Raw genomic sequence first — 22,120 nt, 5'->3', positions numbered from 1 at the left:
GATGTGCTTGATAACTTAATTCAGTTAATACAGCAGGACGCATAGGTGGTACCCTCTTTTCTTATTATATTGATGCATATAGTTTATGACATCATACGGTTTCAGAAAAGAGGAGTTTTAAAAGCTACCATCTTCATCGAGAGAACCGCCTAACTCTGAGCTTTTCAAGTTGCTCTCATCTAATAGATATTGCTCGTTTGTATTCTGTCCTTCTACTTTGTTTTGAACACTTTCTTTATGCTCAAGATAACTCAACTCTCCTAAAACATCTTCCAAGGGTGACATATTCCAGAAAGCTGCATAATAAAGAGCTCGGTTTTCTCTATAAAGCCTATGGCGCATTCTCATAATATCCAAACCTGTACTTCTCATATCCATAAGGGCTGTATAAATTCCTGGAGACTGCCTATCAAAATCATCGCTCCTATCATCAGACCAAAGCTGATGAGCAGAGCTCTGCATTAAATCATCGCTAATATGCTCAAGGTGCAAGTTGACCCATTTGGAAATTTTATCTAAATCAGTTTCATTGCCTAAATACCTGGCTAAAAATGGATAGTCTTCCAACGCTCTACCTGTTGCAATTTTTAAATTTGCATTATCCGAGAGCCAAGGCTTTTGCCCTTCCACTTCTTTTGCATAATAACTAGGAGATACATTGGAACGAATAACAGGAAGCAAGCGTCTAGATATATTAGGTGATGGAGTTGGTTCACTTAACCTATGCTTAGGAGCAAGCTCCGGCAATACCCAGTTATCAAGTTCATACTCAATTTCAATAGGTAATGGATGATACCCAAGAGTAGAAGACTCTTCTGCTAGAGGCTTTCTACGGATTGATGAATTAATCGCAACACCCGAATTTCTTCGAGCATTGAACGTATTTTCATCAATAACATCATACCCATTCATAACAGAAATAGGATAAAACTTAAGCTTCATTTCATCCGGAACAGGTACGACTTCAGGATTATCCTTCGAAGGATTTTTAAAAGCCTTCACCACATTATCAACGCTTTTGTAATAGTAATGAAGCGGATCCCATAAAGGCCCTGAGAGTTGCATAAACTTACCTGTTTTCTTATCCCACCCCCATAACGCTGGCTCTTCAAAATGGCGAGGGTGCGTTGGTAAATGGCATGCCCCCCATTCGGCAATACACCTTGTATGAGGTAAACGCAGGTCTGGTAAGTAAGGCTCAGGATCTTCTGCGTGAGGAGATAGGTAATGGCTTCCATCACTGACAATAACTTGTGCAGGTTCAATACGACGACTCATTGCCAGTCCTGGACGTTTAACCTCTAAAATTGTCCCTTTAGGTGCTTCACTCGGCTCCATTCCAACCACTTTATGCAAACCTGCCACGGCACGACCAGGCCAGAAATCTTCAAGATCAAAGTCTTTTGATACCTTATTATAGCCATTAAATGCCTCAACGGTGGGGATAACAGTTACTCCCTTTTCAAATAATGACTCAAACCATGACTCTCCATCATACTTTTCATACCATTGTTCATAATTTAGGTTGCTGCGTCCATCCCATTTTGCCCAAAAATCTGCTGCAACACTTTCTGTTTCTGTCAAAGTTACCCCCTCAGACTTTACATAAAGATATTGAGTTTGAGGAATCTTCCAACCATCTGCATAGAATGTATCCAGTCTTAACTTATAAGGGTATAAATTAGGGTTTTTATATCTTAAAGCAACGCGATCTTCAGGCATACCGCTCACAATAGCAGATTCGCTCAGAGATGCCTCTAAACCGCGAAAAGTAGTAAAAAATTGCTCTTCAATACCATGCTGCTCTAAAGCTTCATATGCAAGACTTTCGCAAAAGCGAGGGAAAAATATATCTTTTTGAACCTTCCAATCCTCTTCCGTTTTAAATTCAGGTCCATAGCCTAAATAAATAATACGACCACTTAAATCTTTTGCATAAAGAGGGCTTAGAGGAATTGTTTGGTAAAAGTTTGCGCCATAATGATAAGTACCATCAGATGCAGAGGTGTGTCCTGACACATAAACATCATCAGAAAAACTGATAGAACTTGCCAACTTAATACCGTACAGGGGCCAAGAATATTGAAGACTTGGCACCTGCCCTTTATCAATAAACCAATTATTTTTATTATTCATGTTATTAACAATCTATTTATTCAGCATTATAAGGTTTCCAACTTCGATTTAATCAGGTCATCTTGTGCTTGCTTCTGTTTATCAGATTTAACTTTCTGATAATCGGCAATGTAGTATTTTTCACCACTCTTAGATGTTTCAATACGGCCACTTTTAACCTTATCATCACCAAGAACTTCTCTGGCAATAGATTCCTTCATACCGCTGAAACCAACACCTTTAACTTGGTCAACATCACGCACAAAGTCTTCGTTGTTTGTGCCACGTTCATATGATTGAGCAATTGCTTTTCTTGCCTTTTCACCTGCAGCATCAATAGCAGCAGCTGTACCATGCAAGGCTTCTGCCACTTTCTTCGCTTGTGACTCAAGTTCTTTTTGCCCAGATTCAACAGCATGAGACCCTTTTGGACCAGTACCATTTGGCTTAGTATTAGCAGAATCTCCATATCTACGCATTTGCTGATCTAACAGTGCCGTACTTTGAGCACGTACCTGATCAATTGTACCTGCTTCAGCAATCTCTCTACGACGTCCTCTCACAATGGCTGCATCTTCAGTAATTGCAGCTTGCTTATCCGCAAGTTTTTCAGCTTTTGCTGTTGCCGAAAGGGTTTTACCATCTACCGTAAAGTTATCAGATAAGTTATCTTTAAATTTCTCTTTAGCATCTGCTTTATCCGCCTGAGCTGCTAAACCTCTGGCAAAAGCTTTGCCTCCAATCGCCGTATGTACAGCGCCCATAAGGCCTGTTGAAGTTGCCATATTCGAAACCGTTTCTTGCATGCCCTCAGACATATTTCTGCCATCTTTCATATAATGAGAGCCTGCCAACTTACCACCCTTCTCTACAGCAGCGCCACCTGCGCCTGTTACTGCGCCCACACCTTTCTTAGCAAGACCTGTTGCCATCTTAGTGGCTGCAAGTGGTGCTGCACCATAAGCCATAGCCTCTTGGAAGGATACTTGCCCTGCTTTATCCATGCTAGCTAGGTGCTTTACAAATGATCCTGGATCATTCAGGCCAAACAGAAGAAGACCAGCTAGAGAGAATAAGCTAACACTTGCCGTCAAGTGCGCCATAATAAGCATGGCTTCATAAAGATCTCGGTCTGACACATTGACTGCTTTCACCCAATACATAAGAGAGACAAATGCATGGTCAACAACAACAAGAGCAATAGACACTGTTTTTAGGAAAGCAATGGCTATAATTGGTGCAACTAACACAGATCGTGCTTGCATAGGAACGGCAATTCCCATCAAGAAAACAAATGGCGTCATAAAGAGTATAAGGGCAATACCGTAACCAATAATAACTGGCATAAGTTTCATGTATGCACCATACACAAACCCTTGTACAAGTGACGCAACCATTAAACCGTATTTAACAATAAAATCACCAACCCCCGCAGAGTATGAGTTGAATCCTCCATGACTTGTTGCACCGCCAGGGCTTGCACTAATGCTTGCAAAGTTCCCAGATCGAGCAGAGCTCATAGATTTGCTAAAATCATTAACAACCATATTGAATCCAGATTGCACACTAGAATGAATAGCACAACCAGTACTCCAACCCATAGTTTCACAAATAAATTCTGCCACCTTACCTTCAGGGTCACCATCATCTGGACTTGTACGAGAACACGAGCTACCGCCAACCCAATCGGTGCCAGCAGCATTCATTTGGCAGCCCTTACCTTGCAAGACAACTCTAGCACGCTCAGCAAGTTCATTAGCAAATACCTTATGCTGAACATCAGTAATTGCATTTAAATCATTCTCAACAATCGCAATAAGTTCACTAATACTAGGAACTGTTCTCAAATCAATTGGATTAGAAGTCCCAGGACTATTAGGAATCACACCAATTTCTTCAAGCGCAAAGAATCTCCTACTTGTAATCAATGCTGCAAAATCTAAACAGCTTTGTACAGCAGGGGTCATTTGGTTTGCACCATTACCAATACCGTTATTGGGAGCAGATCCCGTTACAGTATCTGTACCCACTAGATCAGGAGATGAATTAAAAGTTCTTGGTAATAACCCCCTATGACTCCCAGCAGAAGAACCTAACCATCCCATATTATCAGTACTTTGAACCCCTATATAAGGAATATAAAGCTGAACAGGATACCTGCTCATAGCTGCTGCCAGTTCATGGTTAGGGTTATTGATATCGGCAAGAGCTTCTCTATATTCAGCGAGATCTGCTGTAAACTCTTCATATTCTACAGGTCTTTCTGACGTTGTTTTCATATCTAAATGATCAGATCTCCAATGTACGGTATTCCAATCTGTAGGGCTAGGGCGGTTAGATGTTTCATCTACAGGTCTAGGAATAGAAGGTGTGGTCGTTGTGGCAGTATACCTATATGCATCAGGCTCCCTAGACTGAGTCGCTGTCCAAAAACTGTAGTTGTAATCTTGGCTTTGTGCAAAATCCCTAAAAATATGCGTTCTAAAGCCTAAGCTGCTTGACTGCCTAACAGAGCTATGTGGAAAGTCTAATGTAGAATTAGGCATTCTATGTCTAACTAACTTATAATTAAACAGTGCCATTGCCGCCATATCCACATCAACAGATTTTACAACACCTTCTGCAAAGTTGTTCCCTTTATTATATCCAGAAGGAAAACTTAAAGACTTTGTATAATCGCGTGGGTGCAACCTTGCCGTAGCTGCACGGATTGGATAAACACCACCTTCAAGCCCTGAGCCATAATAAATCTCGTTTGCAATGATCGCATCCTGGAATGTAAATGTATCCTCAGCTGCATCTACAGCTGCGTTTAACCCCATTGCAGGAAAATCACCAATAGAAAGTAACTCTGTATGGTTACTACATAATTGAGAGTAAACGTTTTCATAATATTTAATATTAGGGTTATTTCGTGTTGCATCTGCAATAAGGGCATTTGTTTTCCCCCCAACAACCAAGTCCCCAGGGTGCGTAGCATTTCTAGTGTTTCCCCACAAGGCCTCCAGTAGAGTTCTTTCAACTGCTGTGAAAAAGTGAATCGTTACAAGTTGTGGGACAAATGCACCAAACCCATCTGTATTAGTACCACCCATAGTATAGTCAGGTAAACTATCAGAAATATGCCCAGAAGCACTCACGTCCCCAGACCTAGAGCAAAGTTCTTCCATACTTAAGCCACTATCTGAAGAAGGTACCGGGCAATTCCAACGCTCAGGTACATCCCCTAAAGGATAGAAGAAAAGAGATTGGGTACTAGGGTTCGGTGAAACAATCAAAATAAAGATAAGCAGCAAATAAGAACCAACGGTAACAAGATTGTGATTTTTAGGAATTAATAGAATAAGCAATCCACCAATAAGAGCAAAGGTAAGCGCTAAAGTTTGCAACCCACCAACCTTAAATAAATCAAAGTAATAGTCTTGTTGAGCAAAACCTACGACGGTCATCATCCTATGATCACCAACAACTCCAAGATCAGGGAAGAGCGCATATGCATCCAAAGAACTGAATAACAATACGGCTAAAACACTTAATAAAGTCTTAATTTTTCCCATAGAAAATGACATGTCTTTACCCAACATAAATAAATTACCTATTTCACCACTTGCATACTTATAATGATGCATACAAGTAACATTTATTGACACCTATTAGGGTACATTAATTTCATTGGCTTGAAAGACAAAAAATTTACCCCATACTATTTATATGGATGAAGGAGGCCGAGAATGCAAAAAAAAACATGCATAATTTTATTATTAGCCATAGCTGCTGTAGCGGTTATGTTTACAAATAACAGTATTGCTGTGACAGAAGCAACAAATGGCGGCGCTTCTGCAAATATTGATGAAGTTTACTGTGACCTAAGAGAGCTTGTAAGGGGCAGCGTAGGAACCATAATTGGATTTCTCTTTGCTCTCGGTGGGCTGATTCTCTTACTATTAAAAGGCAGTAACTATGGTATTGTTTTAATTATCATTGGTATTTCAGTAACAGCATTTCCTGGCCTAATTAATTCTGTTATTGTTGGAATAAGTACCGCATCTAGTGAGTCTGCTGATATCAGTGGAATAGACAATGCAACTATTAATAGCGCTTGTAGCAGTGGTGGTGAATTCCCATCAGTAAATACACTTCCAGATGGTTCTCGAATTAACGCTATTACAAGAGGTACAAACGCACCTGCAGAAGATACCTCTCTCTTACCATGTGCAGTCCCTGGATTTGGCCCATGTTAATTGAATGACTCTATTAACAAAGCCCCCTGCAAAGCAGGGGGCTTTCTACTTCTTACTCCCAAGCAAGCCCCTAAATTTAATCCCCCCTTCCCGCACTAATAGAACACATACGGGCCTAGTGGCCTCTAAAGGGCCTGTAGACTTAGAACTGATTACCTTAACAACAGTTACATCATTGCGAATTAAGAAACTTTAATATCTAAAGGCTATACAAGGGCTAAACTCAATAATATCTGAAAGGGCATCTCATACTAAGAAAGAATAACAAAAAGCGCGCTAAGGGGTGCTAAGAAGAGCGTATAAAGAAGCTATAAAGCACATAACTTAATAATAAAGATAAAACCTTGTACGAGTAAGTTTTATAGCATAGACAACAAAAAACCGCCTTGCGGCGGTTTATGAATGACTTAGGATGCATCGAACACCTAATTAGAATATTAAAACTTGGCAATGTGCTACTCTCCCGTGCCTTAAGACAAAGTACCATCGCCGCTACAAGGCTTCACGTCCGTGTTCGGAATGAGAACGGGTTTTGAACTTGCGCTATGGTCACCAAGAAATTTAATATTCTAACAAGGTGCTCGACCAATAATAGTTATATATGACCTTAATCATAAACCATCAATTATCTGAAATCTACATACAGTAATTCGGTTTGTTGAGTGTAAGACGATCGGACAATTAGTACTGGTTAGCTTCATGCATTGCTGCACTTCCACACCCAGCCTATCAACGTGGTGGTCTTCCACGGTCCTGATAGGGAATACTAGTTTTGAAGGAGGCTTCCCACTTAGATGCTTTCAGCGGTTATCCCGTCCATACGTAGCTACCCTGCAATGCCGCTGGCGCGACAACAGGTACACCAGAGGTATGTTCACCCCGGTCCTCTCGTACTAGGGGCAACTCTTCTCAATATTCCAACACCCACGGTAGATAGGGACCAAACTGTCTCACGACGTTCTAAACCCAGCTCGCGTACCACTTTAATCGGCGAACAGCCGAACCCTTGGGACCTGCTCCAGCCCCAGGATGTGATGAGCCGACATCGAGGTGCCAAACACTGCCGTCGCTGTGGACGCTTGGGCAGTATCAGCCTGTTATCCCCGGAGTACCTTTTATCCGTTTGCGATGGCCCTTCCATTCGGAACCACCGGATCACTAAGACCTACTTTCGTACCTGCTCGAGGTGTCCCTCTCGCAGTCAGGCTGGCTTTTGCCTTTGCACTCAACGACTGATTTCCGACCAGTCTGAGCCAACCATCGCGCGCCTCCGTTACTCTTTGGGAGGCGACCGCCCCAGTCAAACTACCCACCATACAATGTCCCGGACCAGGGTAACTGGCCACGGTTAGAAATCAAGATAAGCAAGGGTGGTATCTCAAGGATGACTCCATAGGACTAGCGTCCTAGTTTCATAGTCTCCCACCTATCCTGCACAAACTTATCCTAATTCCAGTGTAAAGCTGTAGTAAAGGTTCACGGGGTCTTTCCGTCTAGCCGCGGGAACTCCGCATCTTCACGGAGAATTCAATTTCGCTGAGTCTATGGTTGAGACAGTGGGGAAGTCGTTACTCCATTCGTGCGGGTCGGAACTTACCCGACAAGGAATTTCGCTACCTTAGGACCGTTATAGTTACGGCCGCCGTTTACTGGGGCTTCGATCAAATGCTTGCACATCATCAATTAACCTTCCAGCACCGGGCAGGAGTCAGACCATATACGTCCACTTTCGTGTTTGCATAGTCCTGTGTTTTTAATAAACAGTCGCCACCCCCAATTCTGTGCCCCCACCCTCTAGTTGCCTAAAGGGTGGGCATGCTTATCCCGAAGTTACGCATGCATTTTGCCGAGTTCCTTAACCATAGTTCTCTCAACGCCTTGGTATACTCAACCTTCCCACCTGTGTCGGTTTGGGGTACGGCCTAATGTTGGTGCTATTTCCTGGACATCTTTCACTGCAATCCCAATCCAATAAGGGATTACAATTTATAGACGCCGTCAACCTCCAACTGGTGCAGGAATATTAACCTGCTTTCCATCGACTACGCCTTTCGGCCTCGCCTTAGGTGCCGACTAACCCTACGCTGATTGGCATGGCGTAGGAAACCTTGGGATTTCGGCGGACGGGGTTCTCACCCGTCTAGTCGCTACTCATGTCAGCATTCTCACTTCTGATACCTCCAGCAAACCTTGTCGGTTCACCTTCACAGGCTTACAGAACGCTCCTCTACCACTTGAACATAGTTCAAGTCCGCAGCTTCGGTATCTTACTTTAGCCCCGTTACATCTTCTCCGCAAAACCGCTTGATCAGTGAGCTGTTACGCTTTCTTTAAAGGGTGGCTGCTTCTAAGCCAACCTCCTGATTGTCTGAGCAGTTTCACCTGATTTCACACTTAGTAAGAATTTGGGGACCTTAGCTGGCGGTCTGGGCTCTTTCCCTTTCGACCTAGGACCTTAGCACCCTAAGTCTGTCTCCCGTGCTGATACTTTCCGGTATTCGGAGTTTGGTTAGGTTTGGTAGGGCTGTAGGCCCCCCTAGCCCATCCAGTGCTCTACCCCCGGAAGTAATACACGAGGCACTACCTAAATAGTTTTCGAGGAGAACCAGCTATCTCTGGGTTTGATTAGCCTTTCACTCCGAGCCACAGGTCATCCCCGCATTTTTCAACATGCGTGGGTTCGGTCCTCCAGTAAGTGTTACCTTACCTTCAACCTGCCCATGGCTAGATCACCCAGTTTCGGGTCTATACCATGTAACTAAACGCCCTATTCAGACTCGCTTTCGCTGCGCCTACACGTGTTTGCTTAAGCTTGCTACATAATATAAGTCGCTGACCCATTATACAAAAGGTACGCCGTCAGGCTTACGCCCTCCGACTGCTTGTAGGCATACGGTTTCAGGAACTATTTCACCCCCCTTATCGGGGTACTTTTCACCTTTCCCTCACGGTACTGGTACGCTATCGGTAGCTCGGTAGTATTTAGGCTTGGAAGATGGTCCTCCCATATTCAGACAGGATTTCACGTGTCCCGCCCTACTCGATGGTCCGCTGTTGCATGTCGTTTACCGGGCTATCACCGTCTATGGCCGTGCTTCCCAACACGTTCAACTAATTCACAGCATTCCAATGGCCTAATCCGCTTTCGCTCGCCACTACTAACGGAATCTCGGTTGATTTCTTTTCCTCCGGGTACTTAGATGTTTCAGTTCTCCGGGTTCGCCTCCCATACCTATGTATTCAGTATAGGATAGTGCTAAGCACTGGGTTTCCCCATTCGGACATCTACGGGTCAAAGCATATTCTCAGCTCACCGTAGCTTTTCGCAGAGTATCACGTCCTTCATCGCCTCCGAGCTCCTAGGCATCCACCGTATGCCCTTGATTTACTTACGATCTCGCCGAATCACCGTATGCAGATTACAGATAACTGTAATCTTGCAGATGGTTTGGTTTGAGATTTATATCAAGGTTCAATATATTTTGATCACACTTCTTAATAAAGTTATTAAGCAGCGTGACCGGCTATTATTGGTGTCTGCATCCTATTCAATTGTCAATTAGCATTTGCTGTCTTGGCTTGGCCTGTTTGGCGTTTGCCCCGTCAGCGATGTGGAATATAGTCACAACCCCTCTCCCTGTCAACACACAAAATTCATTTTTTTGCATTTTTTGTGATTTTTTTGTGATTTTACCCATTATCCTGTTGTTTTATATAGAAACAAAACTTTCATCTTTTTTGCATCTTTTTAGAGAACTCCTATTGAACCTACGAAAAGGTGTAATGCGTATACGATTTTTCTCATATTATGCTTGCTACCTGTCCCTAATTATTATTAATATAGATCTCATATCGAATATCTATTTTTCCTTTCCTTGTTCTATACGGAGTGTCCGAACATGACTCAACCGATCATTTTTTGCTCTGTGTGTAAAACTCCTGAGCGCGATCCGAGTAATCCTGATAGCGTGGGTGTTGATAAACTTGTACAGCTGAACGACCTGAAAGTCTGGTCTGGTGGCCACACGGTTCAAGCCGAAGGTCATATCTGTGACCAATGTGTTCAGCTGATGGCAGAGATTCTGGAGTTTAACGTCCAGGCTTCTTCGTCTGACCAGCTTGCTTTGGAAGGCCTGCCTTCCGCGCGCGCGATCCTTGAACGCCTTGACGAACACGTCATGGGTCAAGAAGTTGCAAAGAAGATTATTGCAACTGCCGCTGCAAGCCACCTTCGTGCAAGCCTGCACAATAAGTCTGCAGGCCCTGATGAGATTATTGGTAAATCTAATATTCTTCTTTATGGTCCCACGGGCACAGGTAAAACTTTTGTCGTGAAAATGCTTTCGCGTATTCTTGGTAAAGACCTGTCTGCCCATAACGCCCCTGACTACACCGCATCTGGTTATGTTGGTAAAAGCGTTGAAGGCATGGTGCAAGACCTGTTTAATACATGCGAGCAGGATGTTGAACGTACCGAGAACGGTATTATCTTTATTGACGAAGTCGATAAGATTGCAGTTTCTCGTGGCGGATCTGGCGGCAAAGACGTCAATGGCCGTGCTGTTCAGCAAGCCCTGCTAACTATGCTTGAAGGTGAAACTGTCGAAGTTGAAATGCCTGGTGGCAACCCAATGGCACCTCCTAAGAAGGTCCCAATTGATACTTCTGGGATTCTTTTCGTATGTGCTGGTTCTTTTGCTGGTATCGAAAAGATTGTCGAAAAACGCCTCGGCACTGACAACACCCCAATTGGTTTTGGTGCTTCTTCTGATGAAGCAGCAGAAAAAGTCAATTATCACGCGGAAATTACCAAGGAAGACCTGTTCGCCTTTGGTATTATCCCTGAGATGATTGGCCGTCTGCCCAGCCGCGGCCACTTGGATGCACTTGATGTTGAGACCCTGCGCCGGATCATGACGGACCCGCCGAACTCTCACTACAAGCAGCGTCAACGCCTGTTTGAAATTTCAGGTTCTAGCCTGACCTTTGATGACGAAGCCCTCACTGCAGTGGCCAAGTTTGCTCAAAGCCAAGGCACTGGTGCTCGTGAACTGAACGGTGTGATCAACCACATTATTCTGGAATACGAGTTTGACCTTGACCCTGAAGCGGAAGACAGCAAAGACATTGTCATTACCGCAGAGATTGTCAAAGAAAAGCTGAAGACCTATACCTCAGGTAAGGTTGACAGCGAAGAATAAAACGATTTGAAAAGCCCCCATTTGGGGGCTTTTCTGCATTTTAGCGATAATTGTTACCCATTTTACTGGTCAACCTACCCCTTTTCGTATAGATTAGCGTCGGTTCGCGAGATGCGAATAGCTATCACCAATAGCCGGTGGTCGTGTAATCCAATTGGTAGAGATAGAGGACTTAAAATCCTTCCAGTGCCGGTTCGAGTCCGGCCACGACCACCAAAATGAGAACTCCCGCAAGGGAGTTTTTATTTTGTGGGGAAGCCCGGCGAAAACCGCAGGTTTGACAGCAAGGGCAACAGCCCGCAGCGCAAAAACCGAATGCAGTGAGGGACCCGAAGGGTGAAAGCAATGCTCTCATCAATCCGGCCACGACCACCAAAATAAAAGCTCCCTATCTGGGAGCTTTTATTTTTGAGTTCTTTCTACTCAACAATTTCAACAATCTCTATATCCATCTCTTTAATCATAGAAACGACCTTGGCAAAAGCCGCCTCCACGTCTGCTCGGTCTGTACCACTCACAACAAGAGTTGTGCCGCCCTCTTTACTATTTACAGCAGGGTAACTGCCAAGGTCTAAATCGGGATGCTCATTTTGAATGGCTTCAAAAGCATCACTAATCAGACTCTCTCTAGCCAGCGAATGGATAGATTTAGAAATAACGCCCTTCCCCTTCTCAAGCATTGGAATCACAGCGTCCAGCATACTTTGCATTACAACTGGAATGCCTGCAAAGCTATAAACATTTTCTTTTGCAAAGCCTGGAGCGACTGAAATCTTATTCTTAATAAGGCAAGCTCCTTCAGGGAAGCATGCCATTTTGAGCATATTCTCATTCACCTTATCAGCGTAGTGCTCATAAAAGTCCTTCACCACATCTTCATCTCTATAAACAGAAACACCAAATGTGCGGGCAATCGCCTCAACGGTAATATCATCATGTGTTGGCCCAATGCCACCTGTTGTAAATACATATGTGTACTTCTGGCGAAGCTCGTTGAGTGCTGGAATAATATCATCAAAGTCATCCTCAACCACACGGCACTCTTTTAAACGAATACCATGGGCACTCATCTTTTTAGCAATATAATTGAGGTTAGCATCTTCTGTACGACCAGAAAGAAGTTCATTTCCTATAAGAAGGACTGCGCATGTCGGATTTGAATGTGTCATGCATTTAATATAAGCCTAAATCCCAAAAGCAACAAGCCCCCTAAAAAGGGGGCTTGCTAAAGTCATCTTATGATGCGTTTTTCTTCTCCCAGCGTTTGCCGGACAGAAGTTCATCGATTTCGACCAGATCATGAGGATCCGCTTTGCTGTTCTGCATCAGCTGCTGATACAGCGGACGCGCATGCTTGTACAGCAAACGCAGAAGCACGCGATCTTTGCGGTGTGCCACTGGCAAACCATCAATCTTCGCATCTTCATTGCGCTGACGGAACATCCGCGGCAGGTCCAGATCCAGAAGGTTGCGACGTACCAGACCATAGGTCTCGAAGTCTTCTTCTGGGTTCCACTGATCTTCCGGCAGAGCACGGCGCTTTTTCATTGCCGCAATTGCCGAGTCCATTTCTTCCACCGTCATGGCGTAGAAATAGTAGTGAACGACATAGATCGTATTGTGTTCTGGCTTCAGAACCAAAGCAACGCCGACGAACTTCATCTGCTCAGGATTGGCTTCAACAGCCGTTTCTTCACGCATTTCACGCACAGTGGTGCCGAGAAGCGTTTCACGCATGGCCTGAATCGCAGCACCTTTGACCTCAGATTGACGGTCAGGCTCCCATTCACCAGAAGCAACGTTCCGGCACGGTGTGGTACCACCGCCCAGGTCTTCCGTTGTCAGGCCGGTGTAAACCGTGGCAGAGCCATCGGTATTTTCCGACATAGCGAACGAAAATGCTGATCCGACCACTTTTACGGTGTAGCCGAGCCTTTCGATGAGTTCTGCGGGAGTGAAAAACCCCTTGCCGAAGTCACCTTGCCGTTTCAGCCAAACACCCAGATGGTGCAGGGTGCGGATGTGAGCAGCTTTGCGGCCTTGGGCCATGAAGATGTTGTCGGAACCGAATTCCAGCAGTTCCATCAAATGTGCCACTTGCGGGGACATGTTAGTACGGGTCATAACGACCTCCTTTGGGATGTGGGGCGAGTTGCCCATTTACAGAAAACTCGCTACCTACAGCCCATACCAGCACAGATGCCAGCGAAACGGGAGAGGTCAGATATACGAGTTAGATAAGGTATGGTATAAAAAAAGGAGCTTTTCAAGCCCCTTATATCAGATAATGTGTTTCTTTTTAAAAGAGGTTGTATAGATTCAATTTTTAACTTGTATGAGGCGCCAAGTACAAAATGGTACTTAAGCCGAATAACAAGAGAAAAAGTGTTCTATACAGTCTCTTTAATCCATTAAAAATTTGCCATCGCAGGCATCATGCCAAGCCGCAAGGAAATCTTTCAGGTACGTTCTGCTCTCACCCTCTGTTTCAATAAAACGAATAACCGCACTAATTGAAGCGTTATAGCCTTCTTTTGTGAGGACACCTGTATGATGTTGTTGGCGGAGGTAAACAAGGTATGTATTCAGCACGTCTGTTTCACAATAATGACGGATTTCATCCACATTTCCATTATCAAACATCTCAGTCACTTTGGAACCATCTGCCCCGAATTTTCCAGGGAATCCAAGAATAGAACATACTTCGTTCAGCTTAACACGAGCAGAAGCCCCGTAATCAGAAAGCACTTCAATCAGATCACAATGCCAATCCGGACTGTAGCGGCTTGTATAGCTGTTCCATTTATCGCCACTTTGATGCAGCCACGGCGCTGAAATGTTATGTTTCATCGCACGGTATTTCAAAACAGGAAGGTCAAACCCACGCCCATTAAAACTCACCAACCGTGGTGTATTACGTGCCATGTATTGGAAAAAGCCTTTCACCAGCTCTTCCTCAGAGCTTTTTTCAGTTCCGCCACTGCGCACATCTTTAAGGTGATAGCTCTCAAATGTCTGATTCCCGACACGCTCGCGCTCAATTTCAGCTTCAACAAAACTAATGCCTACAACGCGGTGGAAAGGTTGGCGCGGGAAAGCATTATTCCCTTTTGTAACATCGAGGTGATACTCTTCAAGCTCTTCACGGAGCTTTGGCACATCTTTCTCTTCCGATCCAGTCAGGTTATACACTGCATCAGTGTCTGGAATGGTTTCAATATCAAATACAAAAAGAGTTCTGTGCTGCATAAGAGAGTGCCTTTCAAAATTATGCGCACATCATAGCTATATTCTGAGCAAAAAGCAAAACACCGCAGATTTCTCTGCGGTGTTTTCTATCGTTTATATGCGCTTTTTAAAGCCGCCGGCCAAAAGTTCAAGCCCTTCTTGCAGGCCAGAAACAAAAGCCTGCACTAAAAAAGCCTGATCGGTATTGGCTTTATCCTCAGGCTTAAAGCGATAACTCCGCTTCAAACCAGATTCAAACAAGCGAATCACACGACCTTCTTTTTTGTTTTTCCTGCGAATCCGCTCAATATCCCGTTTGATAGGGGCATGAAACGTTTTCACCATGGAGGCGGCCTGCCGTGCTTCTTGTGAACGACTCTTTGATCCAACCAAATTATGGTCAAGCCTAAGCATTAAGACACAATCAGGGTCTTCATCACTCCGCTCTTCCTCATCTGCGAGAAAGTGCATGAACGGATTGTGGTGGTAAGCGCCCTCACCGAGACCTTCAACTGGCTGCATGCCCCACTCATCAATGGCACCAGAAGCAGCAATCATGCGGGCTTCCAGATTTTGATTGGTGAGAATAACAGGTTGATCAGCTGAAATATCCGTAACAGCAACATACAAAGGCAGGTCACTTGCACGAATGAGATCAAAGTTTGCATGCTTTTCTACAGCTTGGATGATGGGATTAATCTCAGCAGGCACAGCTTTCGTGAACAGGTCCATATAATCCAGCCACCCTCGCATAGAGGTTGGCATTTTGCTCATGGCATGAAAGCGCCCATGAAAAAGCTGACTTGGCATACTTGGTACATCGTGCAACCAAAACAAGATTAGGTGTGCTGCCGCATCAAGGCGGTTCACCTTCTCTTGGCCTTTTGCAAGGCTACTTCCAAGAATAGCCAAGTTACAAGCCCCAGCGCTCACGCCAGAGATAGAAGCAATTTTAAACCATGCCTTCGGCATTGCCTTCAAAATATCCAGCGCTTCATCTTCTCCAGAGAGATAGGCTTTGGCTCGCTCAGGAGTTAAAAGGCTTGTGGCCTTTGCTCCAAGTAGAAGACTCACCAGCTGGCCAGCCTGAAAACTACCAAGAGACCCACCACCAGTTAACAGAAGATGAGTTTCTTTCTTGCCAGTCTTCATGTTTTTCCAAAGAGCATCTGCTCTTAAGTGTCTGGGAACGTACATTTTGCGTGTTCCTTGATAGGGTTGAGAAAAGGAAAGATTGGATTTTTACTGATATTGGTATAATCTGTTACAAAAGAGCGATTTTCAAGAGGGAAAATAATGAAAAACAAAAAATTTCTCAGTACAGCACTCCTATGCTCACTGACGCTATGCTCACTACCAGCAGTTTCACAAGTAGCGCCAGACGGTGTTCAGCGCTATTTCCGCGCGGGTGAGCGTCCAATTCAAAACGTAAAAGTTTCCAATAAATATCAAAACAAAGATTTTAACATTGTTGTTAAAATCGAGCGTGATATTAACAAAAACACGCCAGATGAGCGGACTATTGCGACAACAGACTTCCTAATGGCACCAAACCAGTTCCCGCTCCGTGCTAAAGAGAACAGACTAGTTCGCCTTGTTTACACAAAGCCTCTAGATAACGAGGAAAAAGTGTACCGTATTGGTTTTTACCCAACACCGGTAAAAATTGAAGATAACGAAGTCACGGATAAAGTTGTTTTTGGTCTCGACCTTTTACAAAGCTCAGGCATGCTGATTCTTGTCTCTCCTAAAAATCCTGCACCTAAATTCAAGTGGGAACGTGATGACACAGGCATTACGATCATCAACGAAGGAAACGTCTCTCTCGATTTCATGCGCATGAGAGAGTACTGTGAGGAAGGCAAAAAAGATAAAGATTGCCAAATGATCTCTCCTGGTCGCGTTTACCCAGGTCAAACTCGTAAGTTTGATTTCCCTGGTCACCTTGCTATTGAAGAGTGGTACTACCGTATTTACGACCAAATTCAGCCACCAATTTCGGTGAGCGCATACTCAAACGCAGGCTTTTAAAAGCCTCAGCTAAAAAGAGCCCCAAACGGGGCTCTTTTTTAATACCAGTAAACTTAAAAGACGAAGTTTTCTTCTTCTTTAAAGGCTTCGTATGAAACACCATGCGTTTCAAACAGTGTTTCCGTAAAGAATGTTTTACCTGAGCGCGTCAGAACTGTTGCTTCCATAAGACCATCCGCACCTTTAAGAACAGCAACAAGCTTCCCGCCATCCTTAAGCTGAGTTTTAATATCTTCAGGCACAACATCTGCAGGCTCATTTAAAAGAATGCGATCATATGGTGCTTCTTTCTTATAACCTGTTTGTGCTGAACCTTTAACCCAATTAATTGTCTCTGAGCCTTTACCGCCAAACATATGGCGAGAGATATCGCGGAGTTCTTCATTATCCTCTTGCGCCCACACATTTGGTGTCACTTTACGCAGAAGTGCTGAACTGTAACCTGTACCACAAGCCACAACAAGAACCTTATGGTCTTCGCTCACATCCAAGGCTTGAAGCATTTGAGCCAAAACTTGAGGTGGGAAAAGTGAACGGTTTGCGCCACTTGTTACATACTCATCCATGTAGCAAACAGCTTTCATTTCCTGCGCCACAAAATCTTCACGTGGTACATCAGCAAAAGCTTTGATAAGCTCTGGGTTTGTCAGTTTATTTGGTAGAAGTTGACACTCTACCATGTTTTTACGAGCCTCAGCGTAGTTCATATATAAGCCTCTTTCTATATCTTAATAAGATTCTTGATAGATACCATCAGCACTATCTACTGGCGTGATTGCTTGAATATGCTTTGGATATTTACCATGGTGCCAATTTCTAATATCCCAAACTGTACGGAACGCAATACGCTTCACGGCTTCATTCATTGTTTCAAGCATCTTCTTACGATCTTGCTTTTCATTTGGATGACGTCCATCAACTGGCGGACGTTTAGTCACAAACTCACTTGAATATGTATCGCGGAACAAGACATTGCTGTTGATATCACGCACCAGCATCTCAATTTCAACTTCACTTACATAGCTACCAAAGCGCGTTGTCAGGAGTGTTCCTGTTTGAATGTAGTTTCTAAAGTGCTTCAATGACATTTCAACCGTATAGAAATGATCATTTCTCACACCAAAGTTAAAATGACTCTGCACAAGACCTGGCAAACGCACATCTACACCTTGCGTAAGTTTATCATTATCATATTCATAAATAATATCGTCTGTGCCAAGAGGCACCATGTTCGAACCCGAGCGATCATCAGTATAGCGAATAAGGCGAACATCAAAAGGCTCATTCTTCATTGCGCTTGTAATCCCGCTCATATCAGAGAAAGTCAGCTGCTTTTTAATGCCACCAGGGCCAAGAAGAGTTTGGTCTGTTCCAGGAACAGTAACCATACATGCACTCACAGAGAGTGCTGCTACTGAAGCCATGATCAAATTGCGGTATAAAGCCATATCTTTACTGCTTTCTTTTTCTTATTTCTCAGCAAGTTTTGCATTATGCCAAGCTAGTGTTTCAACTGCCAGCTTGTTTGTAAGAGTCATCATACATTGTTTTTCAAGTCTGTTCCAAACTTTCTCGTCCTGCCCTGTTGGCATTTTTCCTTCGGAAACTTCTGCGAGCGTTTCAGCAGCTTGGAACCCAGCGCGGCCATCTTCACGGCAGATAAAGTTATCTTGCGCCATCACTTCACCATTCTTCGCACGTCTTACTGTGTAATCCAGTACATATGAGAGCGTAAATTCTTTAGGCCCTTTAATAGAGGCGTAGTCTACAAGGTGTAAATCAATATAAGCATCTTCATATGCAAACAGATCTACGTTCAGAGTTTCTGTAATAAATGGAGAAATTCGTGACGCTTTAAATGGGTAAGCATCACTGTATTTTAGCGCAGAAAGCGCAGTTGCATGTGCCTCGCGGCCATCTGTAATTTTTGTCATATGGAATGTGTATGGCGAAATCACTTTAACTTTGCCAGTTGGAGTCGATTTTTGGCAAGCAGAAATAGAGGCAACAAGGCCAATAGATAGAGCCATAACAAGCGGTTTGAATGTCATGTTAAACGCTTTCATTCTTCTTATTTTTTAGGGTTCACAGCACCAACCACACGATCTTTACCTGCAAGGTCTCTGATCACTTGTACGTCAGTCATCCCATTCTTATTCAATAAGCATACCACATCTTCGGCCTGCTTCATGCCAATTTCAAAAAGAACCACGCCCCCTGCTTTCAGCTTACTTTCCAGCTGTGGCACAAGTGCGCGGTAGGCATCAAGTCCGTCCTCACCGGCTTCAAGTGCAAGGTGCGGTTCATAATCCTTCACATCTGGCATCAGTTCAGCCATTTCCTGAACCGTAATATACGGCGGGTTTGAAAGGATCATATCAACTGTCTCTTCAATACCATCAAGCCAAGGTTTGCCTGAAATCGTTAAGCGATTTTCAAACCCAAGAGACTTTGCATTTTCAAGAGTAAGCGCACGTGCATCAGGGTTAATATCCACGGCTGTGCATTTGGCATTTGGAAACTCTTTAAGAATACTGAGAGAAATAGCCCCTGTTCCACAACCTACATCCACAAACTCAAACTCTGCATTCTTATCGGCAATTAGCCCAACAACAGCAGCAACAAGTGTTTCTGTATCAGGACGTGGAATCAGTACATTTGGATGCGTTTTAAGCGTAAGGCTCCAAAACTCTTTTTCACCAGTAATGTAAGCTACTGGCTCTTTCTTCTCACGGCGAGACAATACATCATCATAAAGCTGGAAGAGTGCAGCGCTCATATTTGATTTAGAGTGAATAATCAATTCAACTTTAGAATAGCCACTCACATACTCAAGCAGAACTGCGGCATCTAAAGATGGGGTGTCAACGCCTGCTTCAAGCAGCTTAGATGTGCCATATTTCAACGCACTTTCAAAACTGTGAGAAGCAGGGTTTACGGTCATATTTAGGCAGCGTCCTCAGCCATTGCTGCAAGCTTACGTGCTTGATCTTCTGCTGTAAGAGATTCAACAACTTCACTGAGACCCTCACCTGAAAGAATTTCATCCAAGTTATGCTTTGTCAGGTTAATACGGTGATCTGTCACGCGGCTTTGTGGGAAGTTATACGTACGGATACGCTCACTACGGTCGCCACTCCCTACTTGGCTCTTACGGTCAGCACTACGCTCACTTTCAAGGCGCTCACGCTCCGCGTCATGCACACGTGCAATCAGCATTTTCATCGCTTTATCCTTGTTCTTATGCTGAGATTTTTCATCCTGACACTGGGCCACAATTCCTGTTGGAATGTGCGTCACACGCACAGCACTATCTGTCGTGTTGACGTGCTGACCACCAGCACCACTTGCACGGTATGTATCAATACGCAGATCTTTTGCCTCAATGTTTACATCCGCTTCTTCAGCTTCTGGCAGAACAGCAACTGTAATGGCACTTGTATGAATACGGCCTTGTGATTCTGTTTCAGGCACACGTTGTACGCGGTGTACACCAGATTCAAACTTCATTTTAGCGTATACGCCAACACCAGTAATTTGTGCGACAACTTCTTTGTAACCACCAACTTCAGCAGCAGACTCTTCCAGTATTTCTGTCTTCCAGCCATTCACTTCTGCAAAGCGCGCATACATACGGAAAATATCACCTGCAAACAAAGCGGCTTCATCACCACCAGTACCGGCACGCACTTCAATAATAACGTTACGGTCATCATCTTTATCTTTAGGGATCAGGTGAACTTTCAGCTTTTCTTCTGATTCAGGGATGGCCTTAAGCACAGCGTTATATTCTTCCTGCGCCATTTCTTTCATATCAGCATCAGTATCTTTATCCGCAAGCATCGCTTCTAGATCTTCTTTTTCACTGAGCATACCCTTATAAGCTGAGAAAGCTTCAACCACAGGCGTCAAATCAGAATACTCTTTGTTAAAACGCGTAAACTGCTCCATATCATTGGTTGCATCAGGCTGACCCAATAGGTCAGATAGTTCAGCGTGACGTTTCTCAAGCTGTTCCAAACGAGGCATTAAATCCATAGGTTTTTCCTTCTCTCTCTTCTCAAAAAATTATAAAGATTTTTGACGCGGGCATTTATCACCCGTCATAAATTCAACCATCTTCTCAATATCATCTGTGCCGACACCTTCACCTTTAACGGCTTTACTTGGGGTGTGTAGCAGCGTGTTCATAAATAGGCGTGTGGCTTCTTCAGCTTCAGGCGTGCCACCAAGCTTTGTCAGTACGTCTTGGCGAACTTGCTCAACATGGCCACGCAATTGGCTCATCATATGTACCTTCTGACGACTTTCACTCCAATTCACAAATGAAGAGGTTTCATCCTCAACAATTTGCCAAGCATCTTTCATGGTATCAACACGCTTTTTCTCAGACTGTTTCACCACCTGAGCAAGGGCGTCCATATCATAAACATACACACCGTCAAGGCTTTCAACATCTGCTGCCACGTCACGTGGCACAGCCAAGTCAACTAGAAGCATTGGCTTGTATTTACGAGCTTTAAGCACATCCGACATCATCTCTTTTGTCATCAAAGGTACTTCACTTGACGTCGATGTAATCACTACATCAGATTTCACAAGGACCTCTTGTAACTGGTCAAGGCCGTAAGCACTCCCGCCCACTTTAGCAGCTAACGTTTCCGCTTTGCTTACTGTACGGTTCACAACAGAAATACTGCCAGCTTGCTTGTTTTTAGCATGAAGCGCAGCCGCCTCACACATATCACCAGCACCAACAAGAAGAACATTACAGTTCTTTAGGTCACCGAAAATATCTTTCGCCACATCCACACCAACACTGGCAACAGAAACTTTTCCCTGCCCAAGTGAGGTTTCATGACGAACGCGCTTACCAACACGGAGCGCGCTTTCAAGATAGCGGTTAAGGTAGCTATCCGCACGGCCAACTTCACGAGACTTCAAATAAGCGCTCTTCATTTGACCTAAAATTTGTGGTTCACCAACCACCATAGACTCAAGCGATGCCGCCACAGCAAAGCCGTGCTTTACCGCCGCGCGTCCATGACGCTGATACAGCACGGGGCGCAACTCATCTACAGAAATACCCGAACGCTCAGAAAGCAGATAAGGCACCATGCTCACGCACCAGTCTTCGCTTGGGGCTGTGTAAACTTCATAACGGTTACATGTTGAAAGAACCATCGCACTGACATGAGGCGGAACCAAGTCAAGCAGCATGTCATCACTCACTGCGGCAATACGCTCGCGAAGCTCTAGTGGAGCTTTGTGATGATCTAGACCAATGACATATCCGCCTGTCAT

The 22,120-nt window shown here is 44.2% G+C and carries 15 protein-coding genes, 1 tRNA gene and 2 rRNA genes; 4 read left to right on the top strand and 14 right to left on the bottom strand.

Going from position 1 to position 22,120, the window contains the following annotated elements; translation table 11 throughout:
* Nucleotides 1–117: 117 nt before the first annotated feature.
* The gene (locus VX730_06560; GenBank protein ID MEC9292046.1) at nucleotides 118–2,136 is read right to left on the bottom strand and encodes a hypothetical protein; all 2,019 of its coding nucleotides are present in this window, start codon (nucleotides 2,134–2,136) and stop codon (nucleotides 118–120) included.
* 26 nt (nucleotides 2,137–2,162) lie between these two features.
* A complete protein-coding gene (locus VX730_06555; GenBank protein ID MEC9292045.1) occupies nucleotides 2,163–5,633 on the bottom strand; it encodes a hypothetical protein in 3,471 nt (1,156 codons plus the stop codon).
* 213 nt (nucleotides 5,634–5,846) lie between these two features.
* Between VX730_06555 and VX730_06550 the strand changes: the two genes are divergently transcribed.
* Entirely contained in the window at nucleotides 5,847–6,356 is a 510-nt protein-coding gene (locus VX730_06550) for a hypothetical protein (GenBank protein MEC9292044.1), read from the top strand.
* A gap of 442 nt (nucleotides 6,357–6,798) precedes the next feature.
* On the opposite strand, the gene rrf is transcribed toward VX730_06550, so the two are convergent.
* A 5S ribosomal RNA gene (rrf, locus tag VX730_06545) occupies nucleotides 6,799–6,913 on the bottom strand.
* A gap of 103 nt (nucleotides 6,914–7,016) precedes the next feature.
* Nucleotides 7,017–9,751 (bottom strand): 23S ribosomal RNA (locus tag VX730_06540).
* A gap of 504 nt (nucleotides 9,752–10,255) precedes the next feature.
* On the opposite strand from VX730_06540, the gene VX730_06535 reads away from it, so the two are divergent.
* Both VX730_06535 and VX730_06530 read left to right on the top strand, forming a co-directional pair.
* Nucleotides 10,256–11,557: an AAA family ATPase gene (locus VX730_06535; protein ID MEC9292043.1), complete on the top strand. Its 1,302-nt coding sequence runs from the start codon at nucleotides 10,256–10,258 to the stop codon at nucleotides 11,555–11,557.
* Between the two features lie 139 nt (nucleotides 11,558–11,696).
* A tRNA-Leu gene (locus VX730_06530) sits at nucleotides 11,697–11,773 on the top strand.
* Between the two features lie 203 nt (nucleotides 11,774–11,976).
* Here VX730_06530 and VX730_06525 read toward each other — a convergent pair.
* From VX730_06525 to VX730_06510, 4 genes are all read right to left on the bottom strand, one after another.
* Nucleotides 11,977–12,726, bottom strand: a complete 750-nt coding sequence (locus VX730_06525; GenBank protein MEC9292042.1) for a molybdopterin-binding protein — start codon at nucleotides 12,724–12,726, stop codon at nucleotides 11,977–11,979.
* A 67-nt stretch (nucleotides 12,727–12,793) separates the two neighbouring features.
* On the bottom strand, nucleotides 12,794–13,681 hold the full coding sequence (locus tag VX730_06520; GenBank protein ID MEC9292041.1) for a hypothetical protein: 888 nt from the start codon (nucleotides 13,679–13,681) through the stop codon (nucleotides 12,794–12,796).
* Between the two features lie 279 nt (nucleotides 13,682–13,960).
* Nucleotides 13,961–14,806, bottom strand: a complete 846-nt coding sequence (locus tag VX730_06515) for a 3'-5' exonuclease (GenBank protein ID MEC9292040.1) — start codon at nucleotides 14,804–14,806, stop codon at nucleotides 13,961–13,963.
* 93 nt (nucleotides 14,807–14,899) lie between these two features.
* Complete coding sequence (locus tag VX730_06510; GenBank protein MEC9292039.1) at nucleotides 14,900–15,982, bottom strand: hypothetical protein; 1,083 nt, start codon at nucleotides 15,980–15,982, stop codon at nucleotides 14,900–14,902.
* Between the two features lie 99 nt (nucleotides 15,983–16,081).
* On the opposite strand from VX730_06510, the gene VX730_06505 reads away from it, so the two are divergent.
* Entirely contained in the window at nucleotides 16,082–16,816 is a 735-nt protein-coding gene (locus tag VX730_06505; GenBank protein MEC9292038.1) for a fimbria/pilus periplasmic chaperone, read from the top strand.
* Between the two features lie 53 nt (nucleotides 16,817–16,869).
* Here the strand turns inward: VX730_06505 and VX730_06500 are convergent, their stop codons facing one another.
* Genes VX730_06500 through hemA form a run of 6 tightly spaced genes read right to left on the bottom strand, consistent with a single transcriptional unit; the run spans nucleotide 16,870 to nucleotide 22,120 of the window.
* Entirely contained in the window at nucleotides 16,870–17,523 is a 654-nt protein-coding gene (locus VX730_06500) for a protein-L-isoaspartate O-methyltransferase (protein ID MEC9292037.1), read from the bottom strand.
* A 21-nt stretch (nucleotides 17,524–17,544) separates the two neighbouring features.
* Nucleotides 17,545–18,240 (bottom strand): hypothetical protein, encoded by a 696-nt coding sequence (locus VX730_06495; GenBank protein ID MEC9292036.1) that lies wholly within the window; start codon nucleotides 18,238–18,240, stop codon nucleotides 17,545–17,547.
* Nucleotides 18,241–18,285: 45 nt separating this feature from the next.
* On the bottom strand, nucleotides 18,286–18,882 hold the full coding sequence (locus tag VX730_06490) for a hypothetical protein (GenBank protein MEC9292035.1): 597 nt from the start codon (nucleotides 18,880–18,882) through the stop codon (nucleotides 18,286–18,288).
* A 5-nt stretch (nucleotides 18,883–18,887) separates the two neighbouring features.
* Nucleotides 18,888–19,760, bottom strand: coding sequence for a peptide chain release factor N(5)-glutamine methyltransferase (prmC, locus tag VX730_06485; protein ID MEC9292034.1), 873 nt, complete (start codon nucleotides 19,758–19,760; stop codon nucleotides 18,888–18,890).
* Between the two features lie 2 nt (nucleotides 19,761–19,762).
* Complete coding sequence (prfA, locus tag VX730_06480) at nucleotides 19,763–20,854, bottom strand: peptide chain release factor 1 (GenBank protein ID MEC9292033.1); 1,092 nt, start codon at nucleotides 20,852–20,854, stop codon at nucleotides 19,763–19,765.
* A gap of 30 nt (nucleotides 20,855–20,884) precedes the next feature.
* A complete protein-coding gene (gene hemA, locus VX730_06475) occupies nucleotides 20,885–22,120 on the bottom strand; it encodes a glutamyl-tRNA reductase (protein ID MEC9292032.1) in 1,236 nt (411 codons plus the stop codon).

This window comes from Pseudomonadota bacterium (assembly GCA_036141575.1).
In the GTDB taxonomy this organism is placed as follows: domain Bacteria; phylum Pseudomonadota; class Alphaproteobacteria; order UBA2136; family JAPKEQ01; genus JAPKEQ01.
The sequence above is the reverse complement of the archived record's forward strand: the minus strand, read 5'-3'. Positions and strand labels throughout refer to the sequence as shown.